General features: G+C 54.0%; 11 protein-coding genes. 6 read left to right on the top strand and 5 right to left on the bottom strand.

Features of this window, described 5'->3' with window-relative positions:
- Positions 1–20: 20 nt before the first annotated feature.
- Complete coding sequence (locus JFL75_RS16790; protein WP_215627825.1) at positions 21–896, bottom strand: hypothetical protein; 876 nt, start codon at positions 894–896, stop codon at positions 21–23.
- A 94-nt stretch (positions 897–990) separates the two neighbouring features.
- Here JFL75_RS16790 and JFL75_RS16785 point away from each other — a divergent pair, with 94 nt between their 5' ends.
- A complete protein-coding gene (locus tag JFL75_RS16785) occupies positions 991–2,880 on the top strand; it encodes a glycoside hydrolase family 5 protein (RefSeq protein WP_215627824.1) in 1,890 nt (629 codons plus the stop codon).
- Positions 2,881–2,919: 39 nt separating this feature from the next.
- Here JFL75_RS16785 and JFL75_RS16780 read toward each other — a convergent pair whose 3' ends face one another.
- The 4 genes from JFL75_RS16780 to JFL75_RS16765 form a co-directional block, all read right to left on the bottom strand.
- Positions 2,920–3,693, bottom strand: a complete 774-nt coding sequence (locus JFL75_RS16780; protein ID WP_215627823.1) for a transglycosylase SLT domain-containing protein — start codon at positions 3,691–3,693, stop codon at positions 2,920–2,922.
- 178 nt (positions 3,694–3,871) lie between these two features.
- Complete coding sequence (locus JFL75_RS16775) at positions 3,872–5,044, bottom strand: 3-phosphoglycerate dehydrogenase family protein (RefSeq protein ID WP_215627822.1); 1,173 nt, start codon at positions 5,042–5,044, stop codon at positions 3,872–3,874.
- Positions 5,045–5,046: 2 nt separating this feature from the next.
- A complete protein-coding gene (gene serC, locus JFL75_RS16770; protein ID WP_215627821.1) occupies positions 5,047–6,141 on the bottom strand; it encodes a 3-phosphoserine/phosphohydroxythreonine transaminase in 1,095 nt (364 codons plus the stop codon).
- 78 nt (positions 6,142–6,219) lie between these two features.
- On the bottom strand, positions 6,220–6,843 hold the full coding sequence (locus JFL75_RS16765) for a redox-sensing transcriptional repressor Rex (protein WP_215627820.1): 624 nt from the start codon (positions 6,841–6,843) through the stop codon (positions 6,220–6,222).
- A 164-nt stretch (positions 6,844–7,007) separates the two neighbouring features.
- On the opposite strand from JFL75_RS16765, the gene hprK reads away from it, so the two are divergent.
- From hprK to lexA, 5 genes are all read left to right on the top strand, one after another.
- The gene (gene hprK / locus JFL75_RS16760; protein ID WP_215627819.1) at positions 7,008–7,997 is read left to right on the top strand and encodes an HPr(Ser) kinase/phosphatase; all 990 of its coding nucleotides are present in this window, start codon (positions 7,008–7,010) and stop codon (positions 7,995–7,997) included.
- A gap of 10 nt (positions 7,998–8,007) precedes the next feature.
- A complete protein-coding gene (locus tag JFL75_RS16755) occupies positions 8,008–8,274 on the top strand; it encodes an HPr family phosphocarrier protein (RefSeq protein WP_215627818.1) in 267 nt (88 codons plus the stop codon).
- A 299-nt stretch (positions 8,275–8,573) separates the two neighbouring features.
- A complete protein-coding gene (locus tag JFL75_RS16750; RefSeq protein ID WP_223292690.1) occupies positions 8,574–10,286 on the top strand; it encodes a sensor histidine kinase in 1,713 nt (570 codons plus the stop codon).
- Entirely contained in the window at positions 10,283–11,674 is a 1,392-nt protein-coding gene (locus tag JFL75_RS16745; protein ID WP_215627816.1) for a sigma-54-dependent transcriptional regulator, read from the top strand. The genes JFL75_RS16750 and JFL75_RS16745 overlap by 4 nt, the downstream gene beginning before the upstream one ends.
- A complete protein-coding gene (gene lexA / locus JFL75_RS16740; protein WP_215627815.1) occupies positions 11,671–12,285 on the top strand; it encodes a transcriptional repressor LexA in 615 nt (204 codons plus the stop codon). Before JFL75_RS16745 ends, lexA begins: the two co-directional genes overlap by 4 nt.
- Positions 12,286–12,288 lie beyond the last annotated feature (3 nt).

Raw genomic sequence — 12,288 nt, 5'->3', positions numbered from 1 at the left:
GTTTCAGTTCCCTTTACCCCTTAGGTAGGCTGTCCCTGGCGGAACGTATATTCATATTCAATAATCTGACTGGACTGACCTTGAATATCCTCAATAACCTTACGGAGCAATTCCCCGGCGGAACCGTATTCGTTTTTCTCCCGGCGCTGGACCTGCCCGCCAGCAGCGGTCTGCTCGCTCCGGATTTCGCGTCCGTTCTCCCAGGAATAGGTAGTGGTACGGACTAAGTCGCCGGAGGAATTAAAGACCCTCTGGGAGACCGGATTGCCGGCGGAGTCATAGGCGGTTTCACTGGATCCGGTTCTGCGGCCGTTCGCGTCCTTTGTCTCATTGGATACGAGCCGGTCATTCCGGTAGGTATAGACTGTTTCTGCCAGGACGGTCCCCGCGGCGTTGCTTATGGTCCGGGCAATACGGTTGCCGTTTCCGTCATACCGGTAATCATAGGAAGTAAGGGGAGCCCCGTTCTTGCCCGCCAGGATTTCCCTGACGAGATTCCCCCGGCTGTCGTATTCATACGAGACCTGGGACCGGGGCTGGCCGGTTTCGTCTTTTGTGACTTTCAAAGACAGGCGGCCGTCACGGTAGGTGTATTCGGTGGTTTCCACCAAGGCGCCGGAAGCGGAATACCGCCCCTGGGACAGAAGGTTTACATCCCCGCTGTCGTAAGAAAAGGTTATGTATTCGTCCAAATTCCCGTCGGAAAATTTTATGAACATTTTTTTCTGGACGGGTATCCGTGTATCCGCAGGAGCTTTCCCCGCAGATACCTGAGCGCTGCTGTCCTGGGATGATTCCCGGGCAGACGCAGGCTGGTCCGCTGATTCTATCGGCTTTGTCCCGGCGCAGCCGGTAAAAAACACCGCCGCAGCGAAAAGAATTATTATAAACTTCACGGTATCACTCCCTATTTGTTGTATAATAATATGCCATATTTCCCGAATATTTCAACAAGTATAAACAGGGATTTGCAAATAAAGAGGAGATACTATGAAAATAGACCGCAGTTTCGTTAAAGACGACATGGGAAGGACCCTTCTGCTCCGGGGCTGCAACCTCGGAGGGGATTCCAAATTTCCCGCTGTGCCGGAGGGGGCCACCTGGCACCGGGATTCCCTTAAAAACCCGGAAACCGTATCCTTCGCCGGCCGGCCTTTCCCGGAGGAGGAAGCTGAAACCCATTTCCGCCGCCTGGCGCGGTGGGGCATGACCTTTGTCCGTTTTACCATTACCTGGGAGGCCCTGGAACACGCCGGACCGGGAATATACGACGAAGCGTACCTGGCTTATCTCAGGAAAATTTTCAACATCGCCAAAGACCAGGGGATCGGAATATTTATTGACCCCCACCAGGATGTGTGGAGCCGGTGGACCGGAGGGGACGGCGCCCCGGTGTGGACCATGGAAAAACTCGGAATCATACCGGAAAATCTGGATGAATGCGGGGCGGCTTTTACCCACCAGCATTACGGCGATCCCTTCCCCCGGATGATATGGCCGACGAATTATAACCGCTACGCCGCGGCCACCATGTTCACGCTGTTCTTCGGCGGCAGGACCTACGCCCCGGAAACCGAAATTGACAATGAAAACGCCCAGGACTGCCTCCAGGAACGGTATCTCTCGGCCATGCGCCACTGCTACCGGCGCCTGAAAAACTGTACCGCCATTGTCGGATGGGGCACGATGAATGAACCCCATCCGGGGTTCATCGGCTACAAAAACCTGGAAGGCCTGGAAAATTACCCCGTGGCCGCCGGCCCGGTTCCGAGCCCGCTCCTGGCTATGGCCGCGGCTTCGGGACATTCCGTTGAATTTCCGGTGTACGTTACCGGTATAAACGGTCCGAAGGTCACGAAAAAACAGGCCGTAAACCCACAGGGCCTTTCGCTGTTCCGGGAAGGGTACGGCTGCCCCTGGAAAAAAGCCGGGGTCTGGACCGACGAAGGCGGTTCGCCCCGGATACTGAAACCCGGCCACTTTTCGGAAGCCGGCGGGAAGCCCGTACGCTTTGCGGATGATTTCCTCAAACCCTTCATGAAGCGGTTTATTGACCGGATGGAGGAAGCCGGCCGGAATACGGTCTTTTTTATCGAGGGAGTCCCCCATGGGGAACATCCGAGCTGGGAAAAGGAAGAGACGGCGCCGGTGGTAAACGCTTTCCACTGGTACGACGGGGCGACCCTGTATATGAAATTTTTCCGGCCCTGGTTTTCCTTCCGGGCGGACACGGGGAAAATGGTACTCGGTCGGAAAAACGCGGTGAAAAGTTTTTCCGACCAGCTCAGGGGCGGCCTGGAATGGACCCGGAACCGCATGGGCGAAATGCCCTGCCTCCTCGGGGAATTCGGGCTGCCCTTTGACATGAACGGGAAAAAGGCCTTCCGCACGGGAGATTACCGGCTCCACGAAGAGGCCCTGGCCATGTACTACGAAGCCGTAGACGACCAGCTGCTTCACTCGACTATCTGGAATTATACGGCATCAAACACCCATGAACACGGCGACGGCTGGAACGGCGAGGATCTTTCAATATTTTCAGACGGAAAAGGAAGGGCCTGGAAAGGCTGGCTCAGACCGTATCCCATGGCTACCGCCGGAACCCCCCGGTCTTTTTTCTGGGACCGAAAAAAAGGGCGCTGCGTTTTTACGTTCCTGGCTGACGGGACAATCGACGCGGAAACCGAACTGTTTATGCCGCCGGAATGTCTGGGAACGGATCCTGCGGTAACCGTGGCGGGAGCCGGTCCGGACACGGTATGGAACTGCGATCCGGAAGCCCGGCGTTTTTTTATAAACCACCGGGGATTTTCCGGGGAAATAACCCTTACCCTGGAGCGGCAGCCGGGGACCCCAAAGGGCGGAGCCTTCTGCGAGTAAGGACCGCTCTTATGCGCGGAGAGACGGCGCGGCCATTCCCTATTCGCCGGCGCTGAGAAGACGCACCTGGGAAACCCGCACACCCTGCCGGACGTATTCCACGGGAATGGGCTGCAGCACATCCACCGGCGCGGGAGCCCATTTGCGGAGGCATTCGGCGCTGAACAGATCCTCCACACCCTGCCGGAATTCGAGAATCCGGGAAACGTAATCCAGGGTAACCTTCGGGGTACCCCCGGTGCGGACCCGGCTGAACCCGGCGTTGTACATGGCGATGCCCGCCACATCCGACTGGGCGGCATCGAGACACCAGCGCAGGTGGGCCAGACCGTACCGGGTGTTGATCCCGGGATCGAAAAAATCCGCCTCCGAAAGATTGGGGAAGGACTCGGAATTAAGCTGGAAAAGGCCGCGGTCAATGCTTTCGTTGCCGTTCCGGTTGACCGCCCGGGGATTAAAGCGGCTTTCCTCCCAGCTCAGCGCGAAGGCCAGACTTGGGGAAATATTAAACTCATCGGCGTACCGCAGAATATTCTCCGCCAGCACCTCCGAATGGGCAACCGCTCCGAAAAAGGCAATAACCTGCTGCCTGAGGGTTTCATCCCGGTAGGACTCAAGAATGGGATCCGGTTTCTTTTTTGATTCCAGGATTACCGACCGGTATGCCGTGGGATGGAGCATGTTCCAGGATTCCGAAGTTTGAACACCATCCGGGAGCAGGGACTCCCCGGAGGAATTTTCTTTGCAGGAACACATCAGCAGGACGCCGAAGATTCCAAGGCAAAGTAGAATGTTGCTTTTTACTGAATTCATACAATTTTCAACCATTTTTATTTAGATTTTTTTTACTACCATGGATAAAAAGTTTTTTACATATAAGCTCCGTTAATAACCGTTTTTTAAAGAAAACTTTCAATATAAATAATAATAAATTACAAAGCCCCCTGCAATTCCAGGGGGCTTTCGGGAGAACTTTAAAGCAAAGAAAAATTTAATCTTTTGAGATGGTTCTGACCCGGATGATACCGTCAACTCTTCCGAGCTGTTCCATCAGGGGATCCGGAATAGGCTGCTCCGTATCGATTATATTGTAGGCGTACTCATCCCGGTGGTGATTAATGAGATCCATGATGTTGATATCCGCTCCCGCCAGCAAGGTGGTAATCTGCCCGACCATGTTGGGGATATTGCGGTTCGCCACCAGCAGCCGGAAGGGAGCCCGCTGCTCCAGACGGCACCGGGGAAAATTAACGGAATTCCGCACATTTCCCGATTCCAGAAAATCCATGAGCTGTTTCGCGGCCATGACCGCGCAGTTGTCCTCCGCCTCGGGGGTGGACGCGCCGAGATGGGGAATACACAGCGCCTTTTTGCAGGCAAGCAGTTCCGCGGTGGGAAAATCCGTCACGTAGGACAGGAGCTTATCCGCTTCCAGGGCGGTGATGATATCCGCTTCATTGACCAGGCCGCCCCGGGCCAGGTTGATTATCCGCGCCCCCTTCTTCATGATACGGATTTTTTCGGCGTCCAGGAGGCCTTTGGTATCGTCGGTCAGGGGAATGTGCAGGGAAACATAGTCGGCTTTGGTTAACAGGCTTTCCAGGGTTTCCGCCCGTTTGACCGCCCGGGAAAGGTTCCAGGCAGCGTCCACGGAAATATAGGGATCGTACCCGATCACCTCCATACCCAGGGCGACGGCGTCGTTGGCAACCATTACGCCGATGGCGCCGAGACCGACCACGCCCAGAGTTTTCCCCCGGAGTTCCGGACCTTCGAACCGGGATTTCTCCTTTTCCACCAGATCGGGGACTTCGTCGGCTTTATCCGCTATGGATATGTTCCAGTTAATTCCCCCCACTATATCCCGGGAAGAAAGGAGCAGTGCCGCGATGGCCAGTTCCTTAACGGCGTTGGCGTTGCCGCCGGGGGTATTAAAAACCGCGATCCCCCGTTCGCTGCACGCCGATATGGGGATATTGTTTACCCCGGCGCCGGCCCGGGCGATCGCCTTAACCGTATCCGGCAGCACCGTGTCATGGAGGCTGGCGCTGCGGACGAGGATCGCGTCGGGATTGGGAATCTCGCTGGCGATCTCATATTTATCCCGGGGAAACAGCTCCAGCCCCTCGGGGGAAATCTTGTTCATTGTCTGTATGCGAAACATCTTCAGCTCCTGTGCGCTTTGGCGAATTTATCCATGAATGCAATCAAGGCTTCCACCCCTTCCCGGGGCATGGCATTGTAAATACTGGCCCGCATTCCCCCCACAAGCCGGTGTCCCGCGAGGTTCACCAAACCTTCAGCGGCAGCTTCGGCCACAAACTGTTTTTCGAGATCGGGATTCCCCTGGACAAAGGGAACATTCATAAGACTCCGGGAGTTCTTTTCCACCGGGGCGGTATAGAAATCCGAGGCGTCGAGGTAATCGTACAGGAGGGCCGCCTTTTCCCGGTTGCGCTGTGCCATGGCGGTTACCCCGCCCTGGGCTTTGAGCCATTCCAGGACGAGGCCGATGATATATATTCCGTAGCAGGGCGGAGTGTTGTACATGGAACCGTCCTTGGCCTGTATTTCGTAATCCAGCATCGCAGGGGTCCAGCCCGGGGCTTTTCCGATGAGGTCCTTCCGCACGATAACCACCGTGACTCCGGCGGGACCGAGGTTTTTCTGGGCTCCGGCGTACAGCAGGCCGAACCGGGAAACATCCAGGGGTTCCGACAGTATACAGCTCGAAATATCCGCCACCAGCGGTACCGCGCCGGTATCGGGCAGGGAAGGCCATTTTGTTCCCACAATGGTATTGTTTAAGGTGATGTGGTAATAGGCGTCACCGGGGCCCGGAGCGGGAGCCGCGGGAATATAGGTGTAGGATTTGTCCTTTGAACTGGCGGCCACGGTGACTTGAGCGTACTTGGCGGCTTCCTCCGCCGCTTTCTTGGCCCAAATACCGGTATCCACATAGGTCGCCTTCCGCGGAGAACTGCCCGGTTCCGTGCCGGCCAGGTTTATGGGTACCATCGAAAACTGGAGCGACGCGCCGCCCTGGAGAAACAGCACGGCGTAATCATCCGGGACCCCCATGAGTTCCCGGGTAAGGGCTTCTGCGTTTTCGATGATAGGTTTAAAATCCTTGGACCGGTGGCTCATTTCCATGACTGACTGGCCGCTGCCGTTGGCGTCGGTCATCTCCGAAGCGGCCCGCTCCAGCACCGCCAGGGGGAGCATGGAAGGTCCCGCGGAAAAATTGAATACCCGTTTCATACTATACTCCTATTATTCCTATTTAATCGGAAGCGCATTTATGCGCATACTCCTTGTTCCCGGGCGGAGGAAAACCGCCTAGGCTTCGTTCCCTTCGGGGGTTATTTTAACGGCCAGTGACCGCAGTTCATCCGCCACATAGACGTTGCGGACCACAATATCCTGACTGATATCGAGCACCACCGGCGCGAAATTAACGATTCCCTTTATACCGGCGGCGGCCAGTTTTTCCGCGGCCTGCTGGGCGGACGCTTCGGGTACGCACAGGAGGGCCAGTTCTATACCGAACCTGCCGATAACCTCGGGCATTTTGTACGCCGGATACAGGGGAACCGGCGATTTGAGGATTTCCACCCGGTTTACGCTGGAATCAAATCCCGCCACCAGTTCGAATTCCCCCAATTGATAGGCGCTGAAGTTAAGATACGCCGAACCGAGCCGGCCCAGACCCACAACACAGAACTTTCTGCTGCGGTTGAGTCCCAGGGACTCCGTAATCGCCCGGGTAAGGGAGGGTATGTTATACCCGGAGCTGCTTCCGAAATCGCCTTCCAGATAGGAAATATCCTTCCTGATCGTATGGCTTGCCCAGCCGGTCCGGGACTCAATCTCGCCGGATGTGAGGGGCCCCTCCCCCGCCTGTTCCAGGATCCGCATTAAGTGAAGGAGCCGTTCCTTGGCAGGCTCCGGAATCTGTACCATAAATCCGCCTTAACTGTGAAATATTTCACAGTTAAAATATACCTTCGCCGTATTATTGTCAATATATTTCCCAAAAAAAGCTTAAAACACCAGCGGCGGCTACTTTTATTTACAGCAATTTTTTCCGGTTGTATTTTTACGCACCTTTGGTTTATGATGAATTCATGGCCGTAAAGCGGTTTACCGTACTGGATCTCATTGATATCGATCTCAAGGAACACAATTCCCTTAACCTCCACTGTATAGGAGGCAGGAAAGGGCTGTCCCGGGAAGTCAACATTCCCGACCTGAACCGGCCCGGCCTGGCGCTGTCGGGTTTTTACGATTCCTTTGCGTACCAGCGGATCCAGATCTTCGGCCGGGGAGAGGTGGCGTACCTTAAAAAACTGGCTGAAGAAGGGAAAATAGATACCATAAAACGGATGTTCACCTACCCGATTCCGTGCTGTATATTCACCCACAACCTCAATCCCGGAAGGGATTTCTTTGAGGAAGCCGAAGGCGCCCAGTGCCCGATTTTACAAACGGATCTCCCAACTTCGGAATTTTCATCCCGGATCATGCGGATTCTGTCAAATATTTTCGCTCCCCAGAAAAGCATCCACGGGGTTCTGGTGGAAGTCTACGGTCTTGGTATTCTGATTCTCGGAGATTCCGGGGTCGGAAAAAGCGAGACCGCCCTGGAACTCATTGAACGGGGCCACCGCCTGGTGGCGGACGATGTGGTGGATATCCGCTGCGTCAACGGGAACATTCTCATGGGGGCCGGGGCCAACAAAATAATCGGCCACCACATGGAAATCCGGGGACTGGGGATTATCAACATTACCCACCTTTTCGGCGTCGGCGCGATCCGGGACAAGAAACAGATCCAGCTCGTGGTCCGCCTGGAAGAATGGGACTCGGAAAAAATATACGACCGTTTGGGAACCGAGGAAAAGTTTGAGGAAATCCTTGGGGTTTCCGTTCCCAAACTGGAAATCCCCGTAAAACCCGGACGCAACATTCCCGTGATAATCGAAACCGCCGCCATGAACGAGCGGCTCAAAAAAATGGGATACAATTCCGCCAAGGAATTCAACCAGAATATTCTCAAATGGATCGAAAGCGACACGGCCCGTTCGGTCTATTTCGGCCAGGAAGATATAATTTAAAGGAAAAGGCATGTTTGAAAAGATTGTTACCATACAGAATAGAGCCGGTATCCATGCCCGGCCCGCAGCCATGCTGGTGCAGACTACCAAGGATTTTAAATCCAATATTTACCTGGAAAAGGACAATGACCGGATCAACGCCAAATCCATCATGGGTATCATCACCCTGGGGGCAAGCTACGGCAGCGAAATACGGGTTATTGCCGAAGGCGAGGACGAACAGGAAGCCGTGGAAGCGGTGGTCCGTCTCTTTAACTCAAAATTTGAGGAAGAATGAGCCTCCGCAGAGCAGAGCTCTGTCAGACCTTTGGTCTGCCGAACCTTCTGTTCGAAGTATCTTTATCGAATGGTCTTTACGAAACGGAGGCTCGTTTCGCAAGGAATTTTATTAAACCGCCTGGTTTAATATCGCGGAGCTTGGTCCGGGGTATTACACCAGGCGGTTCAAAATAAAGCGCACAGTACATGAATACCGTCCGGACACAGCCGAAACATTCCATAATAAGCATCCGGGCCCTGTTATTCGTTTATTTTCTCCTCTGCGTCTTAACGATTTTATTTTCCAGAAATTTCTTTATGGAACCGCTTCTGGAGAGCAAGCCGCCGGACACGCTTAATTTTGTCATTCTTCTGACAATTCCGGTGGTGCTGCTGATTTTCTTAAGCATCTCCATTGTATATCTCATCAGGGACCTGGTAACCCGGCGGGCCGGAAGCCGGTTTCAATCCCGGGTTCTGAGGTATTTTATCATCGTCGCGCTCCTGGCGGCGGCGCCGGCGACAATTATCACAACCCAGTTTTTCTATGAAGTCGTCAGGATATGGGAAAACATGAAAATCCGGGAGGCGCTGACCATCGGACAGGATTTTGCCCTGGATTCTTACCATTACCGGCTGGAAGCCCTGGAACGGACGGTCCGGGAAAAAGATCTGGACAGTGTTCTGTACCCTCCGGGGATGCAGGAAATTCCCGGGGATAATTTCAGCGCGGAACGCCTGCTGGCGGCCGTCGATCCCGATCTGGCGGCGCTCCAGGACTTTGAACTGCAGGAAAGCGGCTCCTGGGAGCCCGTAAGCTATGCCGGGCCCCCGGAACAGCGCCTCCTATCGCCGCCGGGGACAAAGCAGGGATTTGTTCTCAGGGAAATTCCCCGGGATACGGATATTATCCGGTATATAACGTTTTCCGCCGGAGAGCGGGGCCCGGATTCGCTGCTTCGGGTGGTCAGTTACGGCCTCGGTGACAGGTTCGACAGCAATGTTGAAATCGTGGATACGGAAATACGGCGGTTTGAGGCCATTGCCGCCGTTCGGTCCCAGCTGAAAACCATACTGCTGTTCTACTACGGGGTCTTTTTTTTCCCGACCCTGCTTATGACCATTATCATCGCCATCACCTTAAGCAGCAAAGTAACCCAGCCTATTGTGGAACTCTCCGAAGCCACCCAGCGGGTCGCCGAAGGGGATTTTTCCATCCAGATCCTGTCCCGGCCGAAGGATGAACTGGGACGCCTTATCGCGTCATTCAATTCCATGGTCCGGGACCTGGAACAGTCCCAAAACGCCCTGGTCAAGGCGGAAAAAATCTCGATCTGGCAGAACATGGCCCAGCAGCTGGCCCATGAAATAAAAAATCCCCTTACCCCCATACGGCTTTCCGCGGAACGGGTGCTCCGCCGGTGGAGGAACGAGCCCGAACAGGTAGGCGAAATCCTGGAAAACTCCATGCTTGCCATCATCCAGGAGGTTGAGAGCCTCTCGACCCTGCTTACGGAATTCCGCACCTTATCAAAACCCATTGAACCGTCGCTGTCCACGGTAAAAATCGGCGAATCAATAGAAGAAACCATTTCTCCCTACCGAAGTTCCTATCCCGGAATTACCTTTATTACGGACCACGTCAGCCGGGGAATATCCGTCAAAATTGACCGCCGCCATATCACCCAGGTACTTACCAATCTGATAATCAACGCCATAGACGCCATGCACGGCAGCGGACCGGTGGAAATAAGAACCGACCTTGTCAAAAAGCGGGACAGCCGTTATTGTAGACTAAGTATAAAAGACGCCGGGAAAGGTATTCCCGAATCAGAACAATCCAAGATTTTTACTCCCTATTTTACAACCAAGGAATCAGGTACCGGTCTGGGGCTTCCTATTGTGGAACGGATCGTAACAGACCATGGGGGAACAATCTGGTTTAATTCCGCCGAAGGAATGGGCACGACCTTCTTTATAGATCTGCCCATGGACGGCTCTAACGACCAGGAAGCAAAGGATACGGAATGACGGCAATTCTGATAATCGATGATGAACAGGGAATCCGCACTACCCTTGCCTCGATTCTGGAGGATGAAAAGTACCGGGTGTTTACCGCGGAGGATGCCGTCATTGGTCTGGAGGTCCTGGAAAACGAAACCATCAACCTTGTTTTTCTCGATGTACTGCTCCCGAATCTGGGTGGGCTGGAAGCCCTGGAACGGATAAAATCCCGCTGGTCCGACCTTGAGGTGGTCATGATTTCGGGCCACGCCAATGTGGATATGGCTGTCCGGGCGGTAAAACTCGGGGCTTTCGATTTTCTGGAAAAACCCCTTTCCCTGGATAAGGTTCTCACGGTCTGCCGCAATGCCCTGACAATTCAGAAATTAAAGGAAGAAAATACGGACCTCCGCAAACACGCGGTAATACCCAAGGATGAAATTATCGGTACCAGCAAGGGCATACATCAGGTAAAAACCATGATAAAACAGGCCGCCGGCAGCGATGCCCGGATACTGATTACCGGTGAAAACGGGACCGGCAAGGAACTGGTCGCCCGGGCAATCCACAACGGCTCTTCACGGGCGGGAAAGGCCTTTGTTGAGGTAAACTGCGCCGCCATTCCCGATACCCTGATAGAAAGCGAACTTTTCGGCCATGAGAAAGGGGCCTTTACCGACGCCATAGCAACCCGGAAAGGCCGTTTTGAGATTGCCTCCGGGGGCACCCTCTTCCTCGATGAGATCGGCGATATGTCCCTTTCCGCCCAGGCGAAGGTACTCCGGGTCCTGCAGGAACAAACCATAGAACGGGTCGGGGGCGAAAAAACCATTACCGTGGATGTACGGGTGGTGGCCGCCACAAACAAGGATCTCGAAAAAGAGTGCGAAGCCGGCCGGTTCAGGCAGGATCTTTTCTTCCGGCTTAACGTCATTCCGATTTTTATGCCTCCCCTGCGGGATCGTCCGGAAGACATCCCCATGCTGCTCAACCATTTTCTCTCCGAGCTGGGGGCGGAAAAAATAAATTTCACCCCGGAAATAACGGAATTCTTTTCAAGCTATAATTGGCCCGGCAACATACGGGAACTTAAAAATCTGGCGGAACGGATCGCTGTGATGGCCGGAAGCGGAACCATCGGGGTCGAAATGATCGCCAACCTGATGCAGAGGCCCCTCGGAGGCGCGCCGGAAAAAGAGGAAAAAAATATCTCAAAAAGCTTTAATTCCGAGCTTCCATCTGGTATATTCAATGTAGGATATAATGAAGCAAAAGAATTATTTGAAAAAAGTTATTTAACTTACAAATTTTCACAAAATGGGTATATCATATCCAAAACGGCGGAGGATATCGGGATCTATCCCAGTAACCTCCACGCAAAATTAAGAAAATACGGTATAAGGACAGAACGATGAAAGAACTCACCGAACGGCAACGGGAAGTGCTAGCCTTCATCACGGAGTACATCAGTACCCATGCCTATCCCCCGACAATCCGGGAGATAGCGGATTTTTTCGGCATTTCGGTCAAGGGTGCGTACGACCACGTGGATGCGCTCAAGAAAAAAGGGCGCCTCAAAAACGGCGGTAAACGCTCCAGAACCATGGAGGTTATCAGGAACACCGGGGACAGCGACGACGAACTGTTTGTCCGTCTTCCGATCCTGGGAACCGTCGCGGCGGGGAAACCCATTCTGTCCGAAGAAAACTGTGAGGGGACTTTTCCCATACACAATTCATTTCTCAAAAAGAACCGGGATTACTTTGTGCTGAAGGTACGGGGCGATTCCATGATCCAGGCCGGTATCATGGACGGCGACCTGGCGCTGATTGAAAAACAGGATATTGTTCAAAACGGCGAGATTGCCGTAGCCGTGGTTGACGAAGCGGTAACCCTGAAGCGGTTTTTCAAGGAAAGCAACCGGGTACGGCTGCAGGCGGAAAACCCCGATTTCTCTCCGATATACAGTCAGGATGTCCGGGTCATAGGACGGCTTGCGGGGGTCTACCGCAGCTGCGGCTCGTAAACC

This window comes from Breznakiella homolactica (assembly GCF_016616095.2).
GTDB classification, from domain to species: Bacteria; Spirochaetota; Spirochaetia; order Treponematales; family Breznakiellaceae; genus Breznakiella; species Breznakiella homolactica.
Note: the sequence above shows the minus strand (reverse complement) of the source record. Positions and strands in the feature narration are given on the sequence as shown.